We start from the raw sequence: 26,796 nt of genomic DNA on the forward strand, positions 1-26,796 counted from the left end.
TACAAGGATTTGGCGCCATTAAAACGGCGAACTGTCGAGATTCGTTGTACGGCGAGTCAAGATCCTGTCAAGAGCGCTTAAAACGGTGCCGGACTGACGTCCGGCAGGAAAATCGCCAGGCTGAGGCCGCCCTCTTTGGGTAGTTTGGCGCTGATCCTGCCGCCATGCGCCGCGCAGATGGCGCGGGCGATCGACAAGCCCAGCCCGCTGCCGCCTGAGTGGCGCGCGCGCGAGGATTCACCGCGCGTGAAACGTTCAAACATCTCGGGCAGAAACTCAGGCGCCACGCCGGGGCCATCATCCCTGAATTCGATGCTGCAGCCTCCCGGCACCGCGCGGGCAGTAATCTGCAACTGGCCCGCAGGCTTGCCATAGCGCAACGCATTTTCAATTAACACGCTAAACACCTGACCCAGGCGGAAGGGATCGGCGCGGCAGGTGAGCGTGCTGTCTGCTGCCACGCTGATGATCATGCCGCTGGCTTCGGCTTGCGGTCGCACCCAGGCCACGCGCTCCCGCGCCAGTTCTCCGGGGTTGATCTCATGCAAATCCAACTTGAGTTGTCCGGCGTCGGCCAGCGACAGCAGGTGGAGCTCATCGATCAGTCGGCTCATGTGGCGCAGCTGTTTCATGATCATCTCCAGCTGCTGCGGTTCCGGCTGAAACACGCCATCCAGCAGACCTTGTAACCGACCAATGGCGGCCGTCAGCGGCGAACGGAGTTCGTGTGCCAGCGCCACGTGCGAGGCGCGCAGTTCACGATCGTAGAGCGCCAGCTGCTGGCTCATGCGATTAAAGTCGTGTGCGAAGTGCAACAGCTCCGCCGGCGCGCTTTTTACAATGGTGGCGGCGGAACCAAACTGCCCTTCGGATACCCGATCAGCGGTTTTTTTCAGATGGCTAAATTGCAACGCCAGCGGGCGGGCGTTGCGCAGAACGGTGAAGGCAACAAACGGCGTAATGATGAAAATCAGGATGATCACCATCAGCCAGTCAGCGGCACCCACCGAAGGATCGGAGTAGCGCACGCCCCAGCGTTCATCAACGATCTCGTGGAAGCGCGGCAGATTGGTTTGCGGATGCGCACGCAGCGTCAGAAATTCCTGGCGCATCTCCGGCGGCATATGGTGGATGATCCACAAGTTTTGCAGCGCAAAGCGCAGGAACATAATGCCAGCGACGGCAATCACCGTGACGATGGCCAGCGTCAAAATACGCACGCAGATCCAGCGCCATAGCGTTTGAGGAGGTGACTTTTTCATGGCTGTCTGAACCTGTAACCCACGCCGCGCACGTTGAGTAATATCTCGGATAGACCGGCGTTTTCGAGCTTCTTACGCAGGTTGTAAACGTGGGTGTCGATCACCCTTTCCAGCGCCTCGCTTTCAGGCATGCAGGTTTCGATCAGATAGTGACGGCTGAGTGCGCGCACCGGCGCTCGCATCAGTGTCACCAGCAGGGAAAATTCGGTTGGCGTGAGTTCAACGCGTGTTGGCTGTTGCTCTGGCTGCGCGACCATTGCAGTCATCGCGGCGGTATTGACCTCAAGCGCCTGCCAGCGCAGCACTTCATCCTCCGCAACGGCCGCCCGGCTGCGGCGCAGCACCGCCTGCACGCGCGCGACCACTTCGCCCGGATGATAGGGTTTCACGACGTAGTCATCCGCCCCTAAGCGCAGCGCGCCGATTCTGTCGGGCGTGTCGGTCATCGCGGTAATCATAATCACCGGCGTGTCCGCGCGGCGTCGCACGGCAGCCAGCACCTCGGTGCCGTTCATGCCGGGCAACATGATGTCGAGCAGAATGAGATCGGGTTTCCACTTCTCAACGCGCTCAAGTCCGCTATGCCCATCGCCGGCAATCTCCACGGCGTATCCTTCACGTAGCAGATAGGCTTCCAGCACGTCTGCCGCGTCTGCATCATCCTCAATAACCAATACTCGTCTGTTGTTCATGGCTCACCTTGACAGTTTCTTCATAAATCCCTGGCACGTTATTGACAATGCTTCGGGATACTCCAATCCGTGACGCAACGCCCGGGCAAGGGGCTAAAAACAGATGGGTAACTGAGGTGACACGATGATAACGAGAAAAAAGGCGCTGTACAGTGGCTGTTTGTTACTGGTCAGTATCAGTACCAGCAGCCGCGCTGATGACAGCGCAGCGCAGGATGGCGTGATGATTGGTGTGGGCGCGCAGACCACGCCGACATACAGCGGCGCAGATAAGCAACGCTGGCAAGCGGTGCCGATGTTGCAGGCCAGAAAAGGTGCCTTTTTCGTCGATTCGCAAAAGGGGGTCGGCTACGATCTGCAAAGCGACAGCGGCCTGTATCTGGAGCATTCGCTGGGATATGGTCTGGGCAGGGCAGACAAGGATTCCGACTGGCGCGACGGTTCTGACAAGCTGCGTGGCATGGGCACAATCAATGCCACACTCAACACCGCTATTGCGGCCGGTTGGGCGGTCTCGCCGTGGCTGGTCCTCGAAGCGAAAGCCGTGCTGCCGCTGACAGACAGTCAGGGCGTGAATTATCGCACCTCGGTAACGTTAATTCCGCTGCAAAGCCAGCAGGATAGCCTTTCCTTGCAGACGTCCGCGCTATTTGGGGATGCGCGTTACATGCAAACCTGGTACGGCGTCAGTGCGCGTCAAAGCGTGAAAAGTGGCTATGCGACTTACTCACCGGCAGCGGGATTTTATGGGGTAGAAACCGACCTGACATGGAGTCATCAGTTTACCCAGCATTGGGGCGGGGCGTTGAGCGCGGGCTACACGTGGCTCGACGATCACGCGGCGGACAGTCCCATCGTGTTCAGGCAGAATCAGCTGACCGCAACAGCGGCGGTGACCTATACGTTTTAAGATTTGAATGGTGTTTAAGCCCGCACCGCTGTAAGGAAATCCACTACAGCGGGCGGCTTGAGTGAGAAAGATTATTTATGCGGAACTTCAGAGATCTCTTTCACGTCACTTTTATTGATTTGCTGCTTCACGCCATTGGCATCGACATAACCCAGCAGGCCGGTTTCAGCATCCTGTGGTTTGCCATCGGTGACGATGGTGCGTCCATCATTGGTGTGGATGGCGTACGAGGTACGCGTACATCCGGTTAAAGCGGACAGGGCAATAAGCGCAGTAATAGAAAGCAAAATTGATTTTTTCATTAGTCTCTCCAGGCTGTTAAAAGGATATTAATTATCCAGTTCGCTCATGTTGGTAATCTTGTCGCGATTGATCTGCTCAGTTTTACCGGTTTGCGCATCCTTGTAAGAAACAAGGCCTGTGTCACTGTCGATTTGCGGCTTACCAGACGTCACAATCGTGCGTCCGTCGGTGGTCTTAATCGCCTGATTTGAAGAGCAAGCGGTCAATGTCATTGCCATAAAAGTGCCAAGAAATGCCGTTGCCAGTACTGTTTTTTTCATCGTGATGAGTTCCTTTCAGTGGAATAAGTTTTAACTACCTAAATAGCTTAGAACATTTTCCCAAAACAGCCAGAAACCCGGCGCATCTGCGCTGTTTAATCCTACTCAGATGGCGGTTCATGCCGCGCGCTTAGCGGATCTCATTCACATACATAAAGTGTTCGGTACTAAAACGGTGGTGCGCCAAAATTACCGGCAGGGCACTTTGATCAAACGACACTTCATCAATCACCATCACGGCGTGCGGCAAACTCAGCTCCAGCAGCGCCGCATCCTCTTCATTCGCCAGCGTAGCGGTAATTTGTTCACGCACGGCGGCGACGCGCAGGTCGTAGCGTTCAAACAAATAGCGATAAAGCAGCGGCGGTAACTGATCGGCTGCTGGGAAATCGGCCAAACGCGCCGAAGGCAGCACCAGTGTTTCATGCATCGCGGCGATGCCCTTCACGCGACGCAAACGCTTCAGCCTGATCACTTCATCGCCCTGACCAATTTGCAGTTTCTCTGCTTCGTCGGCGCTGGCATGACTCAGCTGATAATCCAGTAATCGGGTATCGGATTGCAGCAATCCGCCGGTTTTATCATGCAGGCGAAAATACTGAAAAAAGTGGCTGAGATTGTGCAGCGGCGCCCAGCCGGTTACCACGGTGCCGGTTTTGCGGCGTCGCATCAGCATGCCTTCCGTGGTCAGCGCCGCCAGCGCTTTGCGCACGGTGCCCACCGACACACCAAACTTCGCCGCCAGGCTATTTTCACTCGGCAAAATCGTGCCCGCGGGCAGTTCACCTTGCAGGATCGATTCGCTGATATGGCGCTTGACCACTTCATACAGCGGCGCACCTTCACCTTCGCTGAGTCTGGCGAAAGGTTGAGCGTGGTTCGCGTCATAGTTTTTTTGCATGTTTCCGATTACCGATTGACCTCAGTCGTTGAATTGCATTATCTATAAACTATATAGAAATACAACAGACGATAATCCTATGACGCAAAATCCACGTTTTAACAACGCATTAGCGATGATTGCTCATGACGGCGCGCAAATGACGGATGACCTAAAACAGATGCTGGAGGTGGATACCTGCTTCCCGCCGGGCAACGGTTATGGCGCATTTGCTGACGTGATGACGCACTTGTTAGCACCGCTGGATTTTCACTTTGCGCGCGTCTCCGTGCCGGAACATTTATGGCAGGCACCGGACGGCAGCGCGTACGGTGAACGCGTCAATTTGCTGGCATCGCTTGATGCCGGTGCCGCTGAAAACTGCAATCTCTATTTCCATACCGATACCGTTCCCGCCGGCGATGGCTGGCGTTTTCCAGCGCTCACGCTGACCGCAGCGGAAGGCAAGCTGTTTGGGCGCGGCGCAGCAGACATGAAAGGCACCATTGTTGCCGCGATGGCGGCAGTGCGCGCGGCACAGGCGGCGGCCATCCCGCTGCGTTTTAATCCGGTATTTCTGCTGTGTAGCGATGAAGAGGGCGGCTTGTATCCCGGCATTCGTTATCTGGCGGAACAACAACTTTTCTCCGGTCACCTGCTCAGCTTCAACGGCGGCGCGGTGCCGCGCATCTGGGCCGGTTGCTTTGGCAGCATCGATCTCAAAGTGATTATCACCGGACGTTCGGCGCACTCCGGCGATCCGGTTAACGGCGTTAATGCTATTGAAGCGGCGCTGCCAATGATGAACGCGCTATATCAGCTGAAGCTCAGGGTGGAACAACGCACCTCGGCGATGCCTTCTCCGCCGCACTATCACGGCAAACCGCTGACGTCACTGTTAACGCTGGCCGCTGCGCATGGCGGCAGCAAAGGATCAACCATTCCGGAACGGTTTGAGCTGCTGATTAACCGCCGCTACGCGCCGGAAGAGCGCTTTGACGCGGTGTGGCAGGAGCTGACGCACTGTGTGGAAAGTGCGATGCGCGACAGCCCCGCGCTCGACGTCACGCTGCAAATGATTGGCCATCTGGCGCCGGTCGCTAATCCAGACGGTCCGCACTGGCCGCGCTGGCAGGCGGCGCTGAGTCAGGGTTTTGGCTTCCAACCCAGCGAGTTCAAACCCTGGGGATCGTCCACCAGTTCCGATATGGGCTGGGTCCAGCAAGCCGGGATTCAGGAGATTTTACTCGGCGGCCTCGCCCGTCCTGACAACCGCATTCATGCCGCCGATGAGTACACCACGCTGGCAGATGTGATCGCACTTTCGCAGTCCATTCTGGCGTATCTCGCCGATGATTTTCAGCCAACCCAGGGTAATTAACTAATCACGAGGAAGAGAAGATGTGCGCAATGAAAGGGTTAAACCGCAGACAGTTTATCGCCAGTTCTACCGCTCTGACGGGCGCAGCGATGCTGCCCTGGTCGTTCTCGGCCCATGCCGCGCAGGTGGCGAGCGCCACGCCGGGCGGCACGGCGCGTAAAGGCGGTGTGCTGCGCATCAGCGTTGATCAAGCCGTCGGCGTGTTAAATCCACATCAGGTGCGCGTCAACCCGGAATATCTGGTAGCGGAACTGCTGTACAGCGGCTTAACGCGTCTGACGCAGGAGATGAAAGCCGAAGCCGATTTGGCGCAATCCTGGCAGGCCAGCGCCGATCTTAAACAGTGGACGTTTACCCTGCGCCCGAACCTGAAGTTCAGCGACGGTTCCGCGCTGACTTCCGCCGATGTGGTCGCCAGCCTGCAGGCGCTGCTCGATCCGAAAAATGCCTCGCCAGCGCTGCATAACATTGGGCCGATTAACGCCGTCAGCGCGCCAGATACCAACACGGTTTTGATTGAAACCGATGCGCCTTACGCCGATTTGCCGGTGATGCTGGCTTATCCGGATGCGAAAATCATCCCCGCCAGCATCGCGCAAGGCCAGTATGACAAGCTGAGCAAAGCCTCGTTCGGCGCCGGTCCTTTCCAGCTGGTCTCCTACGATCCAGAACGCAAAATTGTGGTGAAGCGCAATCCGCATTACTACGATCCGGCGCGTCCCTATCTGGATGGCGTGGAAGTGGTGGTCTATCCCGATGGCATCGCGGAGAGTTCCGCGCTGATCTCCGGTGACACCGATCTGATGCTGAGCTCGCAGTCGAGCGAGTTCGCGCGCCTGTCTAAATCTTCCGGCGTGCTGCCGCTGCGCGTGGCCTCCGGCCAGTTCCTCAATGTGAACATGGGCTGCGACCAAAAACCGTTTAATGATGTGCGGGTACGTCAGGCGCTGGCACTGTGCGTTGATCGTCAGGCGTCGGTGGATTTCGTGGCGGATGGCCTGGGTTCACCGGGCAACGACACGCCGATTAACGGCGCGTATCCGTTCTTCGCCAACCTGGCGAAAAAAGCGGTGGATTACAGCAAAGCCAAAGCGCTGCTGGCGGAGGCCGGTTATCCCAACGGTATCGATTTAACGCTTATCGCCTCCGACAAACCGGCCACCCGCACGCAGCTGGGCATTGCCCTGCGCGAGATGGCGAAACAGGGCGGTTTCCGCATCAACGTGCAGACCATGGCGCACAGCACCTATCTCGATCAGGTGTGGAAGAAGGGCAACTTCTACGTTGGCTTCTACAACATGCAGCCGACGCCAGACGCGGTGTTCTCGCTGCTCTACACCTCAACCGCATCGTGGAATGAAACGCGCTGGAACAACGCGGAGTTTGATAAAGCGGTAAGTGCGGCGCGTGAAACCCGTGATGAAGCACAGCGCACCACGCTGTATGGCAAAGCGCAGCAGCTGATGCATGACGAAGTGCCATCGGTGATCCCGACCTTCTTCGATCTGCTCGCCGCCAGCCGCGATTATGTCGGCGGATATCATCTGCATCCGCGCGGTGCGGTATTCCGTCTTGACCATATCTGGTTAACCGACAAAGCGCCGAAGCGCGCAGCGTAAGGATCGAACGTGACAGCAAGTTATCTGCTCAAACGCCTTCTGCTGATGGTTTACACCTTGTTAGTGGTGTCGCTGCTGGTTTTTGGCATCACGCAACTGTTACCGGCCGATGCGGCTGTCACCTTGCTGGGACAAAACGCCACGCCGGAAGCGCTAGCGGCGGTGCGTGAACGTCTGGGGCTGGATGCCCCAGCATGGCAGCAATATTGGCATTGGCTGACGCAGGCGCTGCAGGGCAACTTTGGCGTATCGATGCGCAATGGTCTTGAAGTGGCGCCGACGCTGCTGACGGCATTATCACGCTCGCTGCTGCTGGCGGTGTGCGCCTTAATTCTGATGCTGATTATCGCCATACCCCTCGGCATCTGGGCGGCGGTGCGCCGTGGCAAAACCGCCGATGTGCTGGTGAGTGTCATCTCCTATATCGGCATCTCCTTCCCGGAGTTCGTCACCGCCACGCTGGTGCTGCTGCTTTTTGCTGATGTCTGGCAGATTTTGCCCGCCACCGGCTATGTGCCGCTCAGTGAGAACGTCGTCAGCGGGATCCAGCACCTGATTCTACCTTCGGTGACCGTGGCGCTGATTCTGGTGGCGCACGTCTCGCGCATGGTGCGCTCAGAAATGGTCGATGTGTTGCATACCGATTACATCCGCGCCGCGTGGCTAAAGGGCTTATCGCGTCGCCGCATTCTCTGGCGACATGCGCTGCGTAACGGCTTGTTGCCGACCATCACCATTGTGGCGCTGGATGTTGGTTACCTGCTGGGCGGCATTGTGGTGGTGGAGGAGATCTTCGCCATTCCCGGCATTGGCCGCGAACTGATTGTCGCCGTGCAGGCGCGCGATCTGCCCACCATTCAGGCTGGCGTGATGATTCTCGCCGCGACCTATTCAGTGGTGAACTTCCTGGCTGATTTGGCCTATGTCACTCTCGATAAGCGGATCTCCTATGCCTGATATGTTGAAACGTTTGCTGCGTTCACCGCAGGGTGCCGCTGGCGTGCTGATTATCTTGCTGGCGCTGCTGATGGTGGTGGGCGGTGCGCACGTCGCGCCTTTTGATCCCGAATCGATCTCCATCCTGACGCGCTATAAGCCGCCCAGCGCGGAACACTGGTTTGGTACCGATCAGATGGGCCGCGACATCTTCAGCCGCGTGATGGTTGGCGCACGCTCAACCATTCTACTGTCGCTGCTGGCGACCGCGCTGGCGATGATAATCGGTTCGGTGCTTGGTACCGCCAGCGCCTATTTGGGCGGCAAATTTGATGAGTTCATGATGCGCACCATGGATGCGGTGATGGCGATTCCCAGCCTGCTGTTTGCGTTGCTGATTGTCAGCACGCTTGGGCAGAGCAGCATGAACGCGGTGCTGGCGATCACTATCGCCTTTGTGCCGGGCATGGTGCGCATCTCGCGCAGCGTGGCATTGGCCGCCCGCCAGCAGGATTACATCAACGCCGCCATCGCGCGCGGCGAAGCCGGGCACTACATCATTCTGCGAGAAATGCTGCCGAATATTCTGGCGCCGATCATCGTGGAAGCCACCATTCGCGTTGCCTTCGCCATCATGCTGTTTGCCACCCTGAGTTTTCTGGGGTTGGGCGCGCAGCCGCCAGAGCCAGAATGGGGATTGATGGTCTCTGAAGCGCGCGCTTACTTCTTTAATGCGCCGTGGATGATGATGATTCCGGGCCTCGCCATCGCATTGGTCGCCATTGGGTTTAATTTACTGGGTGACGGGCTGCGTGATGTGCTCAACCCAAGGAGCCACTGATGAGTGACAAGCTGACACCGGTGCTGTCGGTGGAAAATTACAGCCTCGATTACGCGTTAGCCAAAGGACATGCGCTACCGGTACTGCGTGACATCAACCTGCAGGTGATGCCTGGCGAAGTGTTGGGGCTGGTGGGCGAATCGGGTTCCGGCAAAACCACGCTCGGCTGGGCGATCATGCGCTGGCTGGCGGGCAATGCGCGCGAGCTGCAGGGCGATATTCGTCTCAACGGCGAGAGCCTGCTGACTTTACCCGCGGCCAAACTGACAGCGCTGCGCGGTGCCAAACTCGGCATGATTTTTCAGGATCCCAGCGCCTCGCTCAATCCCACGCTGACATTGGGTGAGCAGGTCACCGAAGTGTTACGCCGCCATCGCGGTTTATCGGCGCGTGAAGCGCAGGAGATGGCCGAATCGCTGCTGCACGACGTTGAACTTAAAAATCCGGCGCGCATGATGCGCCGCTATCCGCATCAGGTGTCAGGTGGCGAGAAGCAGCGCATCCTGATCGCCACCGCGTTTGCCTGCCAGCCGGACTGCATGATTTTTGATGAGCCAACCACCGCGCTGGATGTGATCAGTTCGGCGCAAATCCTCGATCTGTATGAGCGTTTGCGCGAAGAGACCGGCGTTGCGTCGCTCTACATCTCGCACGATCTGGCGTTGGTGGCCAAAGTGGCCAATCGCGTCTGTGTGCTGGAACAGGGACGCATTGTCGAACAGGCCGACACGCGCAGCCTGTTTAGCGCGCCGCAAAACGCCTATACGCGCAAGCTGATTAAGGCGGTACCCAATCCGCAGCACCGGCTGGTGCAGGACGCGCCCGGCAACCAACCGTTACTCGGCCTGAAACAGCTGACCATCGATTACGGCAAACACGGTCTTCTTGATCGTCTGCTGAAGCGTGAAGCCAATACTACGCGCGCCGCCAATGCGGTTGCGCTCACCGTGCATCAGGGAGAAATTCTCGGCGTGGTTGGTGAATCGGGTTCCGGCAAATCCTCGCTCGGTAAAGCCATTACCGGCCTGGTGCCGTTCAGCGGCGAGCTCGACTTTTGTGGCTACGCGCTACATGGCCGGGCGCAAATGGATAAAGAGTATCGCCGCCGCGTGCAGATGATTTTCCAGCATCCTGATGCCTCGCTGAATCCGCGCATGACCATTGGCGAAATCATCGCACGGCCACTGCGGTTGTATGGTTTACCCGCAGGTGAAACCGAGGCGCAGGCGGTCGCGCGCCTGCTGCAGGAAGTGCGTTTGCCGGCGGAGTTTGCGCAGCGTTATCCGCATGCATTGTCGGGCGGGCAGAAGCAGCGCGTTGCTATCGCCCGTGCGTTTGCCAATCCGCCGGATTTGGTGATTTGTGACGAGATCACCGCCGCGCTCGACGTCTCGGTGCAGGCCACCATTATCGAGCTGCTGCTGGAACTGCGCCGCCGCTACGGCACCGCGTATCTGTTTATTACCCACGATCTCAACCTGATTCGCCAAATCGCCCATCGTGTCGCCGTGATGTATCGCGGTGACGTGGTGGAAGTGCTGCCCGGCGACAACATGACGGCGCTGGCGCAACATCCTTATACCCGTGCACTGCTTGATGCGGTGCATATTCCCGACTTATCCAAGTCCGTTGCATGACGAGAGAAACATGAAGCCTGAACAGTTGATTCATCATATCGATCGCGATTTTTGCCTCTCATTCCTGGCAAAAATGGTGCAGCACAAAAGCTACAGCGCCACCGATGGCGAGCGTGAATTGGCGAAATACATGGCCGCGCAGATGGCGCAGCTGGGCCTGGAAACCGAACTGCAGAACGTGCCCGGCGACAGGCTGAATGCCATCGGACGATTGGCAGGCAGCGGCGGCGGCAAAAGCCTGCTGTTCAACGGACATCTGGATACTAATCCAGTCACCGAAGGCTGGACCGTCGATCCCTGGGAAGGAAAAATCGATGAACAGTTTATCTACGGTATTGGCGTTTCGAACATGAAAGCGGGTGATGCCGCCTATTTTTGCGCGTTAAAAACGCTGATTGATGCCGGTGTAAAGCTGAAAGGCGATGTGATTTTGACCTACGTGGTGGGCGAGTTGCAGGGCGGCATTGGTACGCTGGCGGCGATTGAGCAAGGTGTGCGCGCCGACTACTTCATCAATGCCGAACCCACCGATCTGCAAGCGCTGACCATGCACGCCGGTTCGCTGATGTTTACTATTGAGCTCACCGGCGATACGCGCCATCTGTCAAAACGGGAAGAAGCGGTGGACGCGATCAGCGCCGCCGTCGAGCTGATTCCGCAGATTAACGGCATGACCTTTAGCGGCGCGAAAACCGCTGAGCATCGCAAGATTAACCGTGGTCATATCGGTACCGTGCATGGCGCGTTAGGCCGCGATCTGGAAGAGTGGCGACCGCCGCAGGTGGCTGACTTTGTGCGCTTAAAAGGCTCGGCACGTTTCGCGCCAGGACAAACGGTGGAAGGTGTGCTCGCCGATCTGCAGGCGCTGCTGAATACCTTATGCCAACGCTATCCGGGCCTGAAAGCCGAGCTTTATGATGATGGCATTCGTGATAAACCCACCATGTTACCGTTCGAAGTGTCCCCGGAGTCCGCCATCGTCAAAGCGGTGAATCGCGGCTGGAAAACCGTGCGCGGCACCGAACAGCCCACCGGCGTGATCACGCCTCCGGCGTTCTTCGGCACCGATGCGGCACATCTCTATCAGCATGCGGGCATGGAAGGGATCGTCTGTGGGCCAGGCGGCAAATACAACACCATGCCGGATGAGCGCGTAGAAATCAGTGAATTCCTCGATATGGTGCGCATCTATCTGCTGGCCATTCTGGAGATTTGTCAGCCGGTTGAGGCCGCTTAATGCAGGTTTAAGCGCTGATGAGAGCTGATAGGATTTAGCCTGACGCAGGACGTTGAACTGAATGATTTATCAGTAACCGTTCCCGCATTACGTTTCGATATGAAATAGGCCACTACGGAGAACATCGTGAGCTATGCCATTTACCGCGAGGCGCATTAAATGGCGTGGTTTTGATGCTTACCAATATTCGGGTTTAACCGCAGGTTTTTTATGCGTTGCAACCCGAACAGGAAACTGGCATGCATCAAGCTCTTCATTGGTGATCGTTCTGCGTATCCAGTGACTATGATTCTGCAGTGAACCCGGAACACCACGTACGTTGCCCTGGCGGTGCGGCAAAATGATCCCGATACGAATGTCGGGAAAATCTTCGCGAATCGCCTTAAGTGCTGGCGTCATGTCGGTGTCAGCCGATACTAACACCAGCTGCGCGATCCTCTCTTCTATTGGCAACTTCTGCTGTTTAGCAAACAAACGATACATGCTGATGGCAATATTCACGTCGGTTTCTTTCTCTTCCAGCTCCCAGATATCTACCTTATCCAGACGTGATGCGGGTACTTTTTTACTAATGAAACGCGGAGCCCGAGCGTGCTCAAGTCGATGACGTCCGGAGAAGATATTTATTCCGGTCGTTTTCAGCGCGCGAATATAAGTATCCTGAGCGTGTCGGGATGCAATACCGCGTGTGGCGAGGTGGGGAATAACCGAGGAGGTATAATAATTTATTGTTTCAATTATGGCAGTCGGATCCTGTACCCGGCATATATGTGACAGCAGCAATGACAAGTTGAGCCATTTATAAGGCGTACCTGCAAGGAGTCCATAAAATACATTGTATCCATCAATGAATATTGCAGTACTCACTCTTATCCTTCCATAAGATACGAAAAAACCGGCCTGAGCCGGTTTTTTCACCCTAACGGCCAGCGAACTGAATCGCTGCGTACAGGGTTGAGTTGTGTGGCTAACTTATCAGCATTACTGGCTAAACTCAAGTTGCTCAAGGTGAAATCTAAGCCATAAAGTTTGTAAAATTAGGCTCTTCTTTCGGCTTCAGCAATAGTGCTGCAGTATTTAACTTTGAAAAATCAGGAGATATGCGAATGGTCTTGCTTCAGATTAATGGTAATTCTAATTAAAAGTAACGAGTGCAAATGAAATTTTAAAATATCCATTAACCTGAATTGCTAATTTAAATAACTATCTCAACTGACTATCCTTACTTCCACGGCGGTTATAACCGCTGATCGCCGCCTGTTTTTTATCGATCTTGCTCTGGCAATTCACGCAGTAACGCACGCCAGCCAATGCCGCGCGACGCGCTTCCGGGATCGGTTCGCCGCACTCGTCGCAAAATTCAGCACTTTCACCGTGCCCGAGATTTTCACGCGCGCGGGCCACCGCATCATCTACCGTGGCATCAATTTGTTTGTGCACCGCACCGTCTTCTGACCAACCGCCAGCCATACTTCACCTCCGTAAATACTCATGCTCTGAGTATAAGACATGACGTGATTTGTGCCGGGCAGCTCAAATTTTCACGCGTATTTAACATGGTTGACACATCATCGCGCGCCATCCTAGACTGCGGCTTGTTCCAAGGGGTGCTCTGTTAAGGGGCTGAGATTCTACCGGCTGGCGTGTATGCGCGAGCAACGTAGTGACCCTCCGAACCTGATCCGGCTAATACCGGCGTAGGGATGCGGAACCGCAGGGCGATATCGCGCCCTGATTCCCTCTTTGTGCTTTGTAGCGGACAGTTCGCGCTCTTCAGGCGTTGCCTGAGAGTCTCTGCGCAATCGCAAAGGTGGCGACGCACATGAACGAAACTCACATCATCCAGGCTCTGCTGACATTTCTGCAGCGCGAAGATAGCTCAGACGACGATTTCAACCAGCTGGCCCTCGAAATCTTCGCTTATCAGTTCGCACACAATTCCCCTTATCGCCGCTTCGCCACCCAGCGCGGACGCACGCCGCTGACGGTGAAAAAGTGGCGCAACATACCCGCCATCCCGATTAATGCCTTCAAAGATCTGACGCTCAGCTGCCGTCCCACCGAGCAAATTACCGAGATCTTTATGACTAGCGGCACCACCGGCACGGTAAAAGGGCGCAGTTACCATTCAACGCTGGAGGTATGGAAAAAATCGATGCTGCTCAATTTCCGCCGTCGCTTTATGGCGGGCCGCGATCGCATCCGCATGGGCATTTTGTTCCCGGATACCGTGGCGATGCCGAACTCCTCGCTGGCGACCTATCTTAAATTGGCGCTGCAAGAGTGTGGCACGCCGGACAGTGAAGTGATGGTGGGCGAACATGGCCTCGAAACCAGTCGTCTGTTCAGTGCGCTGGAACAGGCCGAAGCGGGTGGCGAACCCTACGCGTTGCTGGGCGCCAGTTACAGCTTTGTGCCTCTGCTGGATGACATGCAGCGCCAAAAACGCCGCTTCGCGCTGCCGGCAGGCAGCCGCATTCTTGATACCGGCGGTTTCAAAGGCCAGTCGCGCGAGATGGGCGCGGAAGAATTCTACGCTTCGCTCTCTTACGCTTTCGGTATCCCGCGTTCCCACTGCATCAATATGTACGGCATGACGGAAATCAGCACGCAGTTTTACGACCTGGGCAATGAGCGCTGCCCGCCGGTGAAATCCGGGCCGCACTGGATCCGCACGCGCGTGGTCAATCCGCTTACCGGTGATGACGTGCCGGACGGCGAGGTTGGCGTGCTCGTGCATCACGATCTGGCACATTTCAACTCGGTGTCTGCGTTGTTAACGGAAGATGCGGGCGTGAGGGTGCCCGGTGGATTCCATCTGCTGGGACGCGCGACCGGCGCTGATGCCAAAGGCTGTTCGCTGACCATGGAAGCGTTTCTCGCCAGCGCGCAGGCGGCGCTGTGAAGGAAGTTGCCGGACATCTGCCGGGCCTCTCCGCGGACGAAGTGCAGTGGCATACGCTGAGTTTCAGTCATCGTGGCGAAAGCCTCGAGGTTTGCGTTCCGCAACTTGATGACGCGCAGATAAAGGCGCTCGCAGCGCGCATCCGCACCAACGCCCGCGCTTATCTCCAGCAGCTGAGCGTGGCGCAGATCATGGGCATCATTGATGAAGCGGTGGCGCGACTGCTCGATCGTCATCATCCACTGCGCATCAAGGCCGAAAAGCTGCTGCCCATCGTCACCGGTTACGATGCCGAGATGGTGCGGCTTGGCCTTACCGGCTATCTGAAAACCTTTCGTCAACCGCAGTTAAAGCGCTTTCTGGCGGAGGATTTCGCCGATGCGCAGATGCTCGACGATTTCCAGCCGCGCCCCAAAGGCGGCTTTGCGCGCGCATTTGGCCCGCAATTGTTAATGCATATCTGGGCGGGCAACGTGCCGGGCTTGCCGCTGTGGAGTTTGATTTGCGGTCTGCTGGTTAAGGCGGGCACCATCGGTAAACTGCCAGGCAATGAGCCGCTGATGGCAAGCTGGTTCGCGCAGTTGCTGGCGGAGATCGATCCTAACCTGGGCGAATGTATCGCGGTGGTGTGGTGGAAAGGCGGCGATGCGCAAACCGAACTAACGTGGCTGCGTCAGCCCGATGCGCTGGTGGCTTATGGTGGAAATTCAACGCTGGCGGCGATCCAACAGCGTTTGCCGGTTACCACGCGCTTTCTGCCGCACGGCCATAAAATCAGCTTCGGAATGGTGGCGCGTTCGGCGCTGAATGTACGGCAAGGCGCGGAGCTGGCGCGTCGCGTGGCTTACGACGTGATGCGTTACGACCAAGCCGGTTGTTACTCGCCGCAAATGCTGTTTGTCGAGCGCGGCGGCAAGGTGTCGCCGGATGAGTTCGCCAGCTACATCGCCCATGAACTCGCCGCGCTGGCGCACAAACATCCGCGCCGTCCGCTGGCGAGCGAAGAGATCAACAGCATTGCCGCGTGGCGTAATGGCGAGGAGATTCGCGCGCTGGGCGGCGATCGTACGCTTTACGGCGAGGCGGCAGACGATTGGGCAGTGGTGAGCGTTGATCATGCGGAGCCTTTATCGCCGGCGGCATTGGGCCGTACGTTGAAAGTGGTGTGCGTGGATGCGCTGGAGGAAGTGGTCGATTTGGTGGCGCCGCAGCGGCATTTTCTGCAAACCGCAGGCGTGGCGGCCGCGCCGCAGGCGTTGTTCGGCATTTCGGCTCTGCTCGGGCAAGTGGGCGTTACGCGCATCGCGGCGTTCGGCAATATGACCTCGCCGGAAGCGGGCTGGCATCACGATGGACGTTTTAGTTTGCTCGATCTGGTGACCATCACGGAGATCGAGCAGGGCGCAGAAGCGACCGCCGAGCGTTACGCACCGTATGCGGAGTGACGCGGTAACAGATCGCACATACCGTAGCGGTGCAATTTATTGCGCATCAATCAGCTGCGCGCGATAAATCGCGCCGCTACAGATATTACGTGACCATATCAACCTGGAGCCAAAATGAAATTCTCCAACCAAACAGTTCTGGTAACCGGCGCAAGCCGCGGCATTGGTGCAGCGATCGCTAAAGCCTTCGCCGCAGAAGGCGCGTTTGTGGTGGTGAACTATCTGCGCAATGAAGCTGCCGCTGCGGGCGTGGTTGAGGAGTGCCGCGCATTGGGCGGCGACGCGCTGGCGATTGCCGCCGATGTCACCTGTGAGCAGCAGGTCAACGCCATGATGGAGCAGATCGTCAACGCCACCGGCCGCCTCGATGCGGTAATCAACAACGCTTTCGCACCCTACGTTTTCGACACTGAAAATCGTTCACGTTTCTGGGAAGCGTCGTGGTCAGGCTATCAGTCGCAGTTCGATGGCGCGGTAAAAGCCGCCTATAACGTCTGCCAGGGTGCGCTGCCTTTAATGCGCGCGCGCGTGCGCGGCAGTATCGTTAATCTCACCAGCGATCTGGTGGCGCGTCCTTCCGTGCCTTACCACGATTACATCACCGCGAAAGCGGCATTGACCGGCTTTAGCCGCACGCTGGCGACGGAGCTGGGCCCGCTAGGGATCCGCGTAAACTGCGTGGCGCCCGGCCTGGTGTATCCCACCGATGCCAGCCAGGCAACGCGCGAAGCGGTGCGTGATCTCCTCACCGCACAAACCCCGCTGCGGCGCATCGCGCGACCGGAAGATGTTACCGGCCCGGTGCTGTTTCTCGCCTCCGACTGGAGTGAATTTGTCACCGGACAAACGTTGTACGTTGATGGCGGATTAGTGATGAATTGAACCGTACGGTCGCCATTTATGGCGATCGGTTTAATCCTGCGCGAGCAAATAGCTATCCAACCTGATCAACGCGATCACATATTTCGGCAACGCCTCCAGCAGCGATGGCAGATGGATTGTCTCGTCGGCACCGTGCGGCAATCCATGGCCTTCGGGTAAAAAATCGGGCGTGTTTGCTGCGGTTTTCCGGTAACCGGGCCCAAAGGTGATGGCGTTTGGCAGCTTCTTCGAATGGGTCACGCCGCCCATCGCGTAAGGGCGATCGTCATTGCCGGTGGTGTCATTCCACACTTGCTGCAGCAGCGAAATCACCGGATGTGAGGTCGGCAGGAAAAACGGCGCCACGTCGCGCCAGCCGGGATCGAGCGTAATGGTAGTAGCGGCTAACTGCTGTTGCAGCATCTCGACGATCTGCTCGCCGCGCCACGAAACCGGATAACGGATATCGCAGTCAATGCTCAGCGTGTCGGCGTAATGGCTGTACCACACGCCCGCGTTCAGCGTCAGTTTGCCGGACTCCGCATCTTCCAGCCCCAATCCGGCGCTCTCGCCATACGGCGACGCAAACAGCTGTACCAGCGTTTCCGCCAGCTGACGTTCGTGATCGCCCAATAGCTCCAGCTCAATCAGTGCGGTGAGCAGCACCTGCGTGGCATTCAGCGTGCCGTCGGGGAAGGCGGCATGCCCGCCGTTGCCGCGCGCTTTCAGGGTGAAAGCGCCATCGTTTTCCGGCTTGATCGACACATAGGTCGCGGCAATGCCCTGCAGCAGCGCCAGCTTTTCACTAACCGCATGCTGATCGGCCTGCGCAATCCGCACGCTGGCAAAATCCGGCACGCTATTGCTGGCCGATCCGGCAACAATATCCGCCAGCACGCCCGACTCGGCGACATTCAGGGTAAAACTGAGTTGCCCTTTCTGCGCATTGTTCACCGGGAACATGCCATCGGTGACAATCGAATAATCAGGCACCGGACCGTTCTCCGCGAACCACGCCATATCGGCCATGTTGGTCTCTTCCGCCAGGCCATAAACGATGCGCAGATTGTGATGCAGCGGAATTTTCAGATCGCGCATCAGCTTTAACAGATAGAAATTGAGCACGCCGGGCCCTTTGTTATCCGCCACGCCGCGACCAATCACAAAATCACCGTGCTGCGTCAGCGCAAAGGGCGGAAAGGTCCAGTTGTCACCCGCTGGCACCACATCCAGGTGGTTAATCAGCCCGATGTCGCGCGCGTGCTCGCCATAAATCACCGAACCGGCGTAGCCCTGATGCTGTTCGGTTTTGAAACCGGCCTGCTCGGCCTGATCTAACACCTGCTGCAAGATTTGCGCGCACTCGGGGCCAAAAGGCGCGCCGGGCGCTGCGCGGTCGGCGCGGCTGATGCTGGGAATAGCAATCCATTCGGCCAAATCATTGGTTAATGCGGCGCGATGTTCCGCGATCCATTGCTGGATCTGTGGCAACAGCGCGCTTTCCTGAGGTGATAACGACGCGGACATAAGGCTTCTCCTTCAATTTATGCACAACATAAAACATTCCACCGCGTCGGCTTAGACGCATTTGCGCGAACCATTGTTACCACGCAGCTAAGCGCCACTTCATGCGCATTCCTGCAAAGCTTAGCTATTTTTGTTGCTCGTATTGCATGGCAAAGCAACGGAGATTAACGCCCTACGACGCTAAGTCACCAGTAATGCAGGAGAATTAAGGTGGATAACAGCCCCGCAGCCGGAGCGACAGTCGGCGTGGATGTCGGAGGAACCTTTACCGATTTTGTTTTATTTGATCCGCAACGCCAGCAACGCTTTTTCCATAAACAGCCCAGCACGCCCGCCGATCCCGCTCTGGCGGTGAGTGACGGGCTGCGCGCCGTGCTGCTGAAAAGCGGTTTGCCCGCCAGCGCGCTGTCGCTGGTGTTGCACGGCACCACGCTGGGCCTCAACGCCATTATCCAGCGGCGCGGCGCGGACATCGCGCTGGTGATCAGCGCCGGTTTCCGCGATGTGCTGGAGATCGCGCGTGCGCGCATGCCGTCCTCCTTTGATTTTCATGCCGACCGCGAGCCGCCTTTTTTACCGCGTCAGCGCGTGCTGGAGATCCCGGCGCGTTTTAGTCCCGCCGGTGAAGTGACGCAGTGGCCAACTGAGGCCGAACTGGCAACGGTGGCATCCGAGGTTCTGCAACTCAAGGTGAGCGCGGTGGCGCTGGTGACCATCAACGGTTATGCCAATCCCACGCGTGAAGCGGAACTGGCAAGCGCGCTGGCTGCAAAGTTAGGCGCGGTGCCGGTGCTCTCTTCGGCGCAACTGTGGCCGGAGATTCGTGAGTATGAACGCACGCTGGTGGCCGGGCTGAACGCCTATATTCAGCCGCTGATGCAGCGCTACTTTAACCGGCTAGGCGATTTACTGGCGCAGCAGGCGATTGACGTTCCCTTATTGATCACCGCGTCCAACGGCGGCGTGCTGCCGCTGGACGCCGCACATCAGCGCCCGGTGGACACGCTGCTCTCCGGACCGGCATCCGGCGTGATTGCTGCCGCGCATCTGGCGTCCGGAACGGGCTTTGTCTCATTTGATATGGGCGGCACCAGCAGCGATATCTCGCTGTCGGAGCAGGGCGAAATCGAACGCGTCAACCGCACCGAGATTGGCGGCCTGCCGCTGATTTTGCCGGTGGTGGGCGTATCGGCGATTGGTGCCGGCGGCGGCTCCATCGTGCATGTCGATGATTTCGGCATTCTCAAGGTTGGCCCAGAAAGTGCGGGCGCGGATCCGGGTCCGGTTGCCTATCAGCGCGGCGGCACGCAACCCACGCTCACCGACTGCTATCTGGTGAGCGGCATCTTATCCGCCGACGCGGCGCTGGCGGGTACCATCACGCTGGATCATGCCGCCGCGCATCGCGCACTCAGCAAATTGGGTGAAACGTTAGGTTTGGCGGCCGAACAGGTGGCAAGCGGCGCTATCGCAGTAGCCACCGCGCAGATGGCGACCGAACTGAACAAAGCGCTGGCGCAGCGCGGATTGACCGCCGATGGCTTGACGCTGATTCCCTTTGGCGGCGCGGGCCCGACCCACGCCAACTTCTTCGCCGAAGAGGCGGGCATCAATCGCATTCTGGTGCCGCTGCGTCCCGGCACGTTCTGCGCCGAGGGCGCAATCAGCGCCGATATCCGCCGCGACTTTGTGCGCAGCCTGCGCATCAACGTTACAGCGGAGAGCTACGGCAAAATCGTCGCCACCGTTGCGGAGCTGCATCAGCTGGCGCAAAAGTGGTTTGCCGAACAGGCCAGCCGCCTCAGCGAACGCGCCGATTATCGGGTGGAAGCGGATATGCGCTATGCCGGGCAGGCCTACGAACTCAGCGTCACTCTCGGCAGCCCGGCAAGCATCACGCATCAACAACTGCTGGAACATTTTCAGCAGCTGCATCAGCAGCGTTATGGCTTTAACACGCCTGACGCGGCCATTGAACTCACCACGCTGCGCCTGTCACTGAATGCCGCGTTGCCGCGCCCAACCGACAAACCTTTTAACGCAGACGTTGAGATTGATGAGCCAGTTTCGCGCCCACTTTATCTGCGCGGCGGCTGGGTGAATGCGCGCATCTGGCAACGTGTGAACATCGGTAAGCAGAGCCACATTCACGGCCCGGCGGTGATCGAACAAGACGATACCACCACGCTGATCTTGCCTGGCTGGTCGGCGTGCACCGATAGCAGCGGCAATCTGCTGATCGCGCGTGTAACGGGAGACGCAGCATGAAACTGGATGCCATCACTCTCGAAATCCTCAACCAAAAACTCACCGCGCTCACCGAAGAGATGTGCCACATCCTGCAGCGCACCGGACGCACGCTGTATGTCAAGGAAACCGCCGATTTTTGCTGCGCGGTGGCTGATCTGCAAGGCCGCTTCTTTGCCTATCCGAAAGGTATTGGCGTTTCCGGTTTTGTCGGGCTGAACGCGCTAACCGCGATTCAGGCGGTCGGCGAGGTTGCGCCCGGCGATGTGATTCTGACTAACGATCCCTGGCGCTCGCGCGGGCTGGCGACGCATCTGCCAGATTTGCAGGTGCTGGCGCCGTGGTTCGTCGATGGCGAACTGGTGGCGTGGGGCTGGGCTTTTTTACACGCCTCCGACGTTGGCGGGCGCGTGCCGAGCAGCATCTCGCCGACCAACAGCGATATTTATCAGGAAGGGCTGCAAATTCCGCCGGTCAAGCTGGTGCGTGCGGGTGAACTCAATCGTGATGTGATGAACATTCTCACCGCCAACAGCCGCACGCCGGATGCGATTGCTGGCGATATTCAGGCGATGCTGGCCGCGCTCAATGCCGGTCGCGATCGTCTGAATCGCATCGTGGCGCAGCATGGCGTTACCAACGTGGTGCAGGCGCAGCAGGATTTGCAGGCATATTCGGCGATCCGCGCGCGCCAGGTGCTGCGCCGCATTCCCGACGGCGTGTATCAGTTTGAAGATTACCTCGATGACGCCGCAGGCAGCGGCTTGCCGGTGCGGCTCGCCATCACCGCCACCTTTAACGATGGCAAGGTGCATCTCGATTTCACCGGCAGCGATGCGCAGGTGGCGGCGGCGATCAACATTCCTAGCCACGGCGATCCGCATGCGTGGCTGACGCTGCGCATTTTGGCGCTGGTGTGCACGCTGGACAAAGGCGTGCCGCTGAATGCCGGATTACTCGCGCCGGTGACGCTGTTTGCGCCCGCCGGATCGCTGGTCAATCCGCACTATCCGGCGGCAGTTGGCGTACGCCATGCGGCGGCGGTGCGCGTGAATGATCTGCTGAACGGTTTGCTGGGTCAGCCGTTGCCGGACGTAATGCCCGCCGCCAGCGGTGGCACCATCATTCCGCTGGTGATCGCCGAAGTGGCGCGCAATGGCCGCGAGCAGAATGTGCAGGTGATCGAACCGATGGTCGGTGGCGGCGGGGCGCGCTGGGGGCGCGATGGCATCGACGGACGCGACAACAGCATCTCGAATCTGGCGAACAATCCGGTGGAGATGGTGGAAGCGGAAACCCATATCGAAATCCGCCAGTACGCGCTGCGCCCCGGTTCTGCCGGCGCAGGACAATGGCGTGGCGGCATGGGCCAGCAGATCCGCGTGCGCATTCTGCAAAATGACAGCACGCTGCTGGCGCGTGGCATGGAGCGCATGCTGTTCCAGCCGTGGGGCGTGCAGGGCGGTCAGCCGGGGCAATCGACCACGCTGACGCTTAATCCTGATGTCGCGGGCGGCCAGCCACTCGGCAAGATCGATCTGCTGAGCGTCAACGCCGGTGACGAAGTGCTGCTGCAAACGCCCGGCGGCGGCGGTTGGGGCGATCCTTTCAAGCGCGATGCGCTGGCGGTGCAAAACGATGTCGATAACCATTTGCTGAGCCACACCGATGCCGCGCAGCACTATGGCGTGGTGCTTACCGATAACGGCATTGATGCCGCGGCCACCGCCGCCTTGCGCAGCCAACCGCGTGCGGCGTCATCTTCCTTCGGCGCGGCGCGCGAGAACTGGCAAACGCTGTTTGAGGGCGATGTGTTGACGCGGCTCAATCAGCTGCTTTATCCACTCAGTCCGGCCGAACGCCAGCGCCATCGCTCTGCGGTGTTTGCCGCCGCGTTAGCGCAGTTACCGGCAGATTTTCCCCGTTCAACTTCTCCAGATATCGCGACGGCGCGCCAGGCGTTTGTCGCTGCGCTGCGCGCGCTGGAGAGTGAACTTTCAGCGTCAATTACCTCAATACCAGGAGATGGCCATGCGCCAGTTAAATAACAAAAAAATCCTGCTCACCGCGCTGGTGGGCATGTTGATCAGCGGTGCGGCGAGCGCGGCTGAAACCACAGACTCGGTGATCGTTGGCGTTTACGGCGGTGACTGGGAGAAAAATATCCGCGCGTCCGGTCTGGAGCAGTTTGCCAAAGATAATCACCTGAAGCTGACCGTGGTGCCGGGCGCGGATGCCGAATGGTTTGCCAAGTTGCGTGCCGCCAAAGGCCGTCGTTCGCCGTATGACGTGGTGGTGTTCCAGCCCGATACCGTGCAGCGCGCGCAGGCGGCGGGCTTGCTGCAGCCGCTGGATGCCAAAGATATTCCCAACCTAAATAATCTGTATAAGAGCGTGCAGTCGCGCTTTGTTTATGACAATCAAACCTACGCCGCCGCCTTCAGCCTCGGCCAGCTTGGCCTCGCTTATCGCAGCGATCTGGTTAAAACCCCGCCTAAAAGCTGGCTCGACTTGTGGAATCCGGAATACAAAGGCCACGTAGCGATTTCATCGCCAACCTACGCCGCCGGTTTGCAGTTCTTCGCGGGCTTAGTTCACGCGTTGGGCGGCGAGCTTAATCAGCCTGCCGCCGTGGATAAAGCCTTCACCAAACTGGCGGAACTGCGCGGCAACGCGGTGGCGTTCCCGGATAGTCCGGGCGCGATTCAAACCCTGCTGGAGCGCGGCGATGCGTGGGTGGTGCCGTACTGGGATGGCCGCGTGTTTGCGCTTAAGCAGCAGGGCATGAAAGTTGATTTCGTCTATCCATCCGATGGCCCGGTTGTCGGTGCCGCGAACTGGGTGATTCCAAAGGGCGCGCCGAACCTCGCCAACGCCTATAAAGTGGTTAACGCCATGTCTGCGCCTGACGTGCAGAAAGCCTTCTCGGATAAATCACTGTATGGCATGACCAACAAAGACGTGCAGTACAGTGACAACCTGAAGAAGCAGGTGAAAGTGGGCGAAGAGGCCTACAGCAAACTGATCTGGATTGATTACAGCACCGCCACGCCGCAGCTGGCGGACTGGACGCGTCGCTGGAGCCAGGCGCTGGGTGGTGCCAAATGAGTTCAGTCGTCATTGAAGGCGTAGCGCGGCAGTTTGATAACCATCGCGCGCTGAATGACGTCAGCATCACCATCGAGCAGGGCGAGTTTTTCTCCCTGCTCGGGCCGAGCGGCTGCGGCAAAACCACGCTGCTGAATATCATCGCCGGATTTTTGTCGCCGAATAACGGGCGCGTGTTGATTGGTGGCAAGGATGTCACCGCGCTGCCGCCGTATCAGCGCCACATCGGCATGGTGTTCCAGAACTACGCGCTGTTTCCGCATCTGAGCGTGGGCGATAACGTCGCGTTCGGGCTGAAGGTGCGCAAAGTATCGCGCAGCGAACAGCAGCGTCGTGTCACCGAAGCGCTAAAGCAGGTGCGACTGGAAGGGCTGGCGCAGCGCATGCCGCATCAGCTTTCCGGCGGACAGCAGCAGCGCGTGGCGATTGCGCGCGCGCTGGCGATTGAACCGCAGGTGCTGCTGCTGGATGAACCGCTGTCGAACCTCGATGCGCGCCTGCGCAAGGAGATGCAGGACGAACTGCGCGCGTTGCAGCAGCGCGTCGGCATCACCACGGTGCTGGTGACGCACGATCAGGAAGAGGCGCTGACGCTGTCGGATCGCATTGGCATTCTCGGCCAGGGCGAGCTGCAGCAGATTGGCGTACCCGCCGCGCTCTACCGCCAACCGGCGAATCGCTTTGTCGCGGAGTTTGTCGGACAAGCCAATCTGTTCCATGCCTCTGCGCACAACGGACTTTACCAGGCGCGCGATCACTTTGTTGTCGCCGGATCAGCGCTGCAACTCAGCGCCGCGCAACCGGCAAGTGCCTCATCGTTGCTGATTGTGCGCCCTGAGCGCGTGCAGTTCTCCAGCGAGCCGCAGCAATTTACCAGCAACGGCAGCGCCGCCAGTGTGAAAGAAGTGAGTTTTGCCGGTGCGACCTTGCGGCTGGTGTGCCAGCTGCCGGGCGGCGGCGAGATCCGCGTGCAGCCCGCAGAAGCGCACTTTTCACAGCTGCCCGTGCTGGGCGATCGCTGCTATCTGCACTGGCAAGCGGCGGATGTCATCGTGCTGCCCGCGCAGGAGCGCGCCTGATGAAGATCGCCACGCGTAATCTGTTTCCCTGGCTGCTGCTGACGCCATCGCTACTGTTTCTGCTGCTGTTTTTGCTGGTGCCGCTGCTGCTGCTGTTCGACCAAAGCCTGACCAACGTTGATAGCCTGCTCAATCCGCTGCCCGGTTACAGCCTGGCGCAATATGTGACGGTGTTTGCCGATCCGCAATATCTGCACGCGCTCTGGACCACGCTGTGGGTGTCGCTGCTCACCGCCGCGATTACCGTGCTACTGGCGTGGCCAGCGGCGTGGCTGCTGGTAACGACGCAGCGGCGCGGCTGGCGCACGCTGCTGTATGTGATCCTGATTTCTCCGCTGCTCACCAGCGTGGTGATCCGCACCTTCGCGTGGATTGTGCTGCTGGCGCAGAACGGTTTGATCAACGGCTTCCTGCTGTTCACCGGCCTGATTCCGCAGCCGCTGAGTCTGTTGTGGAACATGAATGCGGTGATCATCGCCTATGTGCAGGTGATGCTGCCGTTTGCCGTGCTGCCGCTGATTACCTCGCTGAATGAAATCGCGCCCTCGCTGCGATTGGCGGCGATGAGTTTGGGCGCTACGCCAGCGATGACCTTCCGCCGCGTGGTGCTGCCTTTGACGCTGCCCGGCATGCTGACCGGTTTCATCATCGTCTTTTCCCTCGCGGCAGGCAGCTACATCACGCCGTTGCTGATTGGTGGGCGCTTACAGCCGCTGCTGCCGATTGCCATTTATCAGCAGGCGATGCAGATCGCCAATCTGCCGCTGGCGGCGGCGCTGTCGTTGACGTTGCTGGTGATGACCTTGATTGTCGCCGGGATTGCGGGCGCGTTCCTGAAACGCTGGGAGAAGAAAAATCATGGATAACACGCAAAGCCTGTCGCAGCGGCTGACGCCGTTCGGCGTGACGCTGGCGGGCATCGTGATTTACGCCTTTTTAGCGCTGCCGGTGCTGGTGATTGTGCTCTCGGCGTTTAGCCCGGAACCGTATCCACAGTTTCCACCGCAGGGATTCTCGCTGCGCTGGTTTAGCGCGCTTTTACAGGATGACGGTTGGATCGCGTCGCTGTGGATCAGCGCCTTGCTGCTGGTGATCGTCACGCCAATCACCGTGGTGCTGGGTACGTTTGCCGCCTGGTCGCTGGCGCGGCTGGAGTTCCGCTATCGCGAGACATTACAGGCGTTTATTCTGTCGCCGTTGATGATTCCGCAAGTGGTGCTGGGCATTGCGCTGCTTTATGTGCTGACGGCGGCGGGTATCGCCGGGATGATCAGCGGGCTGGTGATTGGCCATGTGGTGGTGGCGCTGCCGTATGTGGTGCGCACCGTTAGCGTGAGCCTGGCGGCAATGGATAAGCGGCTCGAAGCGGTATCGATGAGTTTGGGCGCGGGGCGCTGGTATACGTTTCGCCACGTCACGCTGCCGCTCATTAAGCCCGGCATTCTGGCCGGAGCGGTATTTGCGGCGGTGACCTCGTTTGGTGAAGTCTCCGTGAGCCTGTTTCTCAGCGCGCCAGACACCATCACCGTGCCGGTTCGGGTATTTAATTACGTCGACCAGACTTTCGATCCTACGGTGAATGCGATTTCGGTGATCTTTATTATCTTCGCGGTGCTGATTTTAATGGTAATTGAGAAAACAATTGGGCTGGTGAAGTTGAGTTAGA

The 26,796-nt window shown here is 58.4% G+C and carries 24 protein-coding genes and 1 riboswitch; of the genes, 16 read left to right on the forward strand and 8 right to left on the reverse strand.

The features are described from left to right. Positions 1 to 77: 77 nt before the first annotated feature. Entirely contained in the window at positions 78 to 1,262 is a 1,185-nt protein-coding gene (locus PO881_RS21965; RefSeq protein ID WP_280172995.1) for an ATP-binding protein, read from the reverse strand. Further along, a complete protein-coding gene (locus PO881_RS21970; RefSeq protein ID WP_101761262.1) occupies positions 1,259 to 1,954 on the reverse strand; it encodes a response regulator transcription factor in 696 nt (231 codons plus the stop codon). Before PO881_RS21970 ends, PO881_RS21965 begins: the two co-directional genes overlap by 4 nt. 124 nt (positions 1,955 to 2,078) lie before the next feature. Between PO881_RS21970 and PO881_RS21975 the strand changes: the two genes are divergently transcribed. Then, on the forward strand, positions 2,079 to 2,864 hold the full coding sequence (locus PO881_RS21975; protein WP_110867129.1) for a MipA/OmpV family protein: 786 nt from the start codon (positions 2,079 to 2,081) through the stop codon (positions 2,862 to 2,864). Between the two features lie 71 nt (positions 2,865 to 2,935). Here PO881_RS21975 and PO881_RS21980 read toward each other — a convergent pair whose 3' ends face one another. The 3 genes from PO881_RS21980 to PO881_RS21990 form a co-directional block, all read right to left on the reverse strand. After that, entirely contained in the window at positions 2,936 to 3,166 is a 231-nt protein-coding gene (locus PO881_RS21980) for a YgdI/YgdR family lipoprotein (protein WP_222184172.1), read from the reverse strand. Between the two features lie 27 nt (positions 3,167 to 3,193). Then, positions 3,194 to 3,427 carry a YgdI/YgdR family lipoprotein gene (locus tag PO881_RS21985; protein WP_007885913.1) on the reverse strand — a complete coding sequence of 78 codons (234 nt, stop codon included), beginning with the start codon at positions 3,425 to 3,427 and terminating at the stop codon, positions 3,194 to 3,196. Between the two features lie 130 nt (positions 3,428 to 3,557). Then, positions 3,558 to 4,328, reverse strand: coding sequence for a GntR family transcriptional regulator (locus tag PO881_RS21990; RefSeq protein WP_280172996.1), 771 nt, complete (start codon positions 4,326 to 4,328; stop codon positions 3,558 to 3,560). A 79-nt stretch (positions 4,329 to 4,407) separates the two neighbouring features. Between PO881_RS21990 and PO881_RS21995 the strand changes: the two genes are divergently transcribed. The 6 genes from PO881_RS21995 to PO881_RS22020 are packed head-to-tail and all read left to right on the forward strand — an operon-like array spanning position 4,408 to position 11,958. Next, a complete protein-coding gene (locus PO881_RS21995) occupies positions 4,408 to 5,688 on the forward strand; it encodes a M20/M25/M40 family metallo-hydrolase (RefSeq protein ID WP_280172997.1) in 1,281 nt (426 codons plus the stop codon). Positions 5,689 to 5,708: 20 nt separating this feature from the next. After that, a complete protein-coding gene (locus PO881_RS22000) occupies positions 5,709 to 7,307 on the forward strand; it encodes an ABC transporter substrate-binding protein (protein WP_280172998.1) in 1,599 nt (532 codons plus the stop codon). Positions 7,308 to 7,316: 9 nt separating this feature from the next. Continuing rightward, positions 7,317 to 8,264 (forward strand): ABC transporter permease, encoded by a 948-nt coding sequence (locus tag PO881_RS22005; protein WP_110867133.1) that lies wholly within the window; start codon positions 7,317 to 7,319, stop codon positions 8,262 to 8,264. Then, entirely contained in the window at positions 8,257 to 9,084 is an 828-nt protein-coding gene (locus tag PO881_RS22010) for an ABC transporter permease (protein ID WP_280172999.1), read from the forward strand. The genes PO881_RS22005 and PO881_RS22010 overlap by 8 nt, the downstream gene beginning before the upstream one ends. After that, a complete protein-coding gene (locus PO881_RS22015; RefSeq protein ID WP_280173000.1) occupies positions 9,084 to 10,721 on the forward strand; it encodes an ABC transporter ATP-binding protein in 1,638 nt (545 codons plus the stop codon). Before PO881_RS22010 ends, PO881_RS22015 begins: the two co-directional genes overlap by 1 nt. 10 nt (positions 10,722 to 10,731) lie before the next feature. Continuing rightward, the gene (locus PO881_RS22020) at positions 10,732 to 11,958 is read left to right on the forward strand and encodes a M20/M25/M40 family metallo-hydrolase (protein ID WP_110867135.1); all 1,227 of its coding nucleotides are present in this window, start codon (positions 10,732 to 10,734) and stop codon (positions 11,956 to 11,958) included. Positions 11,959 to 12,135: 177 nt separating this feature from the next. On the opposite strand, the gene PO881_RS22025 is transcribed toward PO881_RS22020, so the two are convergent. Both PO881_RS22025 and PO881_RS22030 read right to left on the reverse strand, forming a co-directional pair. Further along, complete coding sequence (locus PO881_RS22025) at positions 12,136 to 12,825, reverse strand: NYN domain-containing protein (protein WP_280173001.1); 690 nt, start codon at positions 12,823 to 12,825, stop codon at positions 12,136 to 12,138. Between the two features lie 336 nt (positions 12,826 to 13,161). After that, positions 13,162 to 13,428, reverse strand: a complete 267-nt coding sequence (locus PO881_RS22030; protein WP_008110643.1) for a DksA/TraR family C4-type zinc finger protein — start codon at positions 13,426 to 13,428, stop codon at positions 13,162 to 13,164. A gap of 123 nt (positions 13,429 to 13,551) precedes the next feature. Further along, a riboswitch (TPP riboswitch) is annotated at positions 13,552 to 13,679 on the forward strand. Between the two features lie 101 nt (positions 13,680 to 13,780). Here PO881_RS22030 and PO881_RS22035 point away from each other — a divergent pair. The 3 genes from PO881_RS22035 (at position 13,781) to PO881_RS22045 (ending at position 17,190) form a co-directional block, all read left to right on the forward strand. Further along, the gene (locus tag PO881_RS22035) at positions 13,781 to 14,863 is read left to right on the forward strand and encodes a long-chain fatty acid--CoA ligase (RefSeq protein ID WP_280173002.1); all 1,083 of its coding nucleotides are present in this window, start codon (positions 13,781 to 13,783) and stop codon (positions 14,861 to 14,863) included. Continuing rightward, positions 14,860 to 16,308, forward strand: coding sequence for an acyl-CoA reductase (locus PO881_RS22040; RefSeq protein WP_280173003.1), 1,449 nt, complete (start codon positions 14,860 to 14,862; stop codon positions 16,306 to 16,308). The genes PO881_RS22035 and PO881_RS22040 overlap by 4 nt, the downstream gene beginning before the upstream one ends. 114 nt (positions 16,309 to 16,422) lie before the next feature. Then, positions 16,423 to 17,190, forward strand: a complete 768-nt coding sequence (locus PO881_RS22045) for a 3-oxoacyl-ACP reductase (RefSeq protein WP_280173005.1) — start codon at positions 16,423 to 16,425, stop codon at positions 17,188 to 17,190. A gap of 30 nt (positions 17,191 to 17,220) precedes the next feature. On the opposite strand, the gene PO881_RS22050 is transcribed toward PO881_RS22045, so the two are convergent. Continuing rightward, on the reverse strand, positions 17,221 to 18,696 hold the full coding sequence (locus tag PO881_RS22050; RefSeq protein WP_280173006.1) for a Sapep family Mn(2+)-dependent dipeptidase: 1,476 nt from the start codon (positions 18,694 to 18,696) through the stop codon (positions 17,221 to 17,223). Between the two features lie 210 nt (positions 18,697 to 18,906). Here PO881_RS22050 and PO881_RS22055 point away from each other — a divergent pair, with 210 nt between their 5' ends. The 6 genes from PO881_RS22055 to PO881_RS22080 are packed head-to-tail and all read left to right on the forward strand — an operon-like array spanning position 18,907 to position 26,795. Continuing rightward, positions 18,907 to 20,964: a hydantoinase/oxoprolinase family protein gene (locus PO881_RS22055; protein ID WP_280173007.1), complete on the forward strand. Its 2,058-nt coding sequence runs from the start codon at positions 18,907 to 18,909 to the stop codon at positions 20,962 to 20,964. Further along, positions 20,961 to 22,991, forward strand: a complete 2,031-nt coding sequence (locus PO881_RS22060) for a hydantoinase B/oxoprolinase family protein (protein WP_280173008.1) — start codon at positions 20,961 to 20,963, stop codon at positions 22,989 to 22,991. Before PO881_RS22055 ends, PO881_RS22060 begins: the two co-directional genes overlap by 4 nt. Further along, positions 22,975 to 24,051 (forward strand): ABC transporter substrate-binding protein, encoded by a 1,077-nt coding sequence (locus tag PO881_RS22065; RefSeq protein ID WP_280173009.1) that lies wholly within the window; start codon positions 22,975 to 22,977, stop codon positions 24,049 to 24,051. Before PO881_RS22060 ends, PO881_RS22065 begins: the two co-directional genes overlap by 17 nt. After that, complete coding sequence (locus tag PO881_RS22070) at positions 24,048 to 25,130, forward strand: ABC transporter ATP-binding protein (protein ID WP_280173010.1); 1,083 nt, start codon at positions 24,048 to 24,050, stop codon at positions 25,128 to 25,130. The genes PO881_RS22065 and PO881_RS22070 overlap by 4 nt, the downstream gene beginning before the upstream one ends. After that, the gene (locus tag PO881_RS22075; protein WP_101761280.1) at positions 25,130 to 25,996 is read left to right on the forward strand and encodes an ABC transporter permease; all 867 of its coding nucleotides are present in this window, start codon (positions 25,130 to 25,132) and stop codon (positions 25,994 to 25,996) included. The genes PO881_RS22070 and PO881_RS22075 overlap by 1 nt, the downstream gene beginning before the upstream one ends. After that, positions 25,989 to 26,795, forward strand: a complete 807-nt coding sequence (locus tag PO881_RS22080) for an ABC transporter permease (RefSeq protein ID WP_280173011.1) — start codon at positions 25,989 to 25,991, stop codon at positions 26,793 to 26,795. Before PO881_RS22075 ends, PO881_RS22080 begins: the two co-directional genes overlap by 8 nt. Position 26,796: the final 1 nt, after the last annotated feature.

This window comes from Pantoea sp. SS70 (genome assembly GCF_029866845.1).
GTDB lineage: Bacteria > Pseudomonadota > Gammaproteobacteria > Enterobacterales > Enterobacteriaceae > Pantoea > Pantoea leporis.

Excerpts from the sequence above, each read along its gene's own strand:
- PO881_RS21985 (WP_007885913.1), bottom strand. The coding sequence starts at position 3,427 with ATGAAAAAAACAGTACTGGCAACGGCATTTCTTGGCACTTTTATGGCA.
- PO881_RS22000 (WP_280172998.1), top strand. The coding sequence starts at position 5,709 with ATGTGCGCAATGAAAGGGTTAAACCGCAGACAGTTTATCGCCAGTTCT.
- PO881_RS22035 (WP_280173002.1), top strand. The coding sequence starts at position 13,781 with ATGAACGAAACTCACATCATCCAGGCTCTGCTGACATTTCTGCAGCGC.
- PO881_RS22020 (WP_110867135.1), top strand. The coding sequence starts at position 10,732 with ATGAAGCCTGAACAGTTGATTCATCATATCGATCGCGATTTTTGCCTC.
- PO881_RS21970 (WP_101761262.1), bottom strand. The coding sequence starts at position 1,954 with ATGAACAACAGACGAGTATTGGTTATTGAGGATGATGCAGACGCGGCA.
- PO881_RS22010 (WP_280172999.1), top strand. The coding sequence starts at position 8,257 with ATGCCTGATATGTTGAAACGTTTGCTGCGTTCACCGCAGGGTGCCGCT.
- PO881_RS22075 (WP_101761280.1), top strand. The coding sequence starts at position 25,130 with ATGAAGATCGCCACGCGTAATCTGTTTCCCTGGCTGCTGCTGACGCCA.
- PO881_RS21965 (WP_280172995.1), bottom strand. The coding sequence starts at position 1,262 with ATGAAAAAGTCACCTCCTCAAACGCTATGGCGCTGGATCTGCGTGCGT.
- PO881_RS22030 (WP_008110643.1), bottom strand. The coding sequence starts at position 13,428 with ATGGCTGGCGGTTGGTCAGAAGACGGTGCGGTGCACAAACAAATTGAT.
- PO881_RS21980 (WP_222184172.1), bottom strand. The coding sequence starts at position 3,166 with ATGAAAAAATCAATTTTGCTTTCTATTACTGCGCTTATTGCCCTGTCC.
- PO881_RS22080 (WP_280173011.1), top strand. The coding sequence starts at position 25,989 with ATGGATAACACGCAAAGCCTGTCGCAGCGGCTGACGCCGTTCGGCGTG.
- PO881_RS21975 (WP_110867129.1), top strand. The coding sequence starts at position 2,079 with ATGATAACGAGAAAAAAGGCGCTGTACAGTGGCTGTTTGTTACTGGTC.
- PO881_RS22015 (WP_280173000.1), top strand. The coding sequence starts at position 9,084 with ATGAGTGACAAGCTGACACCGGTGCTGTCGGTGGAAAATTACAGCCTC.
- PO881_RS21990 (WP_280172996.1), bottom strand. The coding sequence starts at position 4,328 with ATGCAAAAAAACTATGACGCGAACCACGCTCAACCTTTCGCCAGACTC.
- PO881_RS22050 (WP_280173006.1), bottom strand. The coding sequence starts at position 18,696 with ATGTCCGCGTCGTTATCACCTCAGGAAAGCGCGCTGTTGCCACAGATC.
- PO881_RS22065 (WP_280173009.1), top strand. The coding sequence starts at position 22,975 with ATGCGCCAGTTAAATAACAAAAAAATCCTGCTCACCGCGCTGGTGGGC.
- PO881_RS22070 (WP_280173010.1), top strand. The coding sequence starts at position 24,048 with ATGAGTTCAGTCGTCATTGAAGGCGTAGCGCGGCAGTTTGATAACCAT.
- PO881_RS22045 (WP_280173005.1), top strand. The coding sequence starts at position 16,423 with ATGAAATTCTCCAACCAAACAGTTCTGGTAACCGGCGCAAGCCGCGGC.
- PO881_RS21995 (WP_280172997.1), top strand. The coding sequence starts at position 4,408 with ATGACGCAAAATCCACGTTTTAACAACGCATTAGCGATGATTGCTCAT.
- PO881_RS22060 (WP_280173008.1), top strand. The coding sequence starts at position 20,961 with ATGAAACTGGATGCCATCACTCTCGAAATCCTCAACCAAAAACTCACC.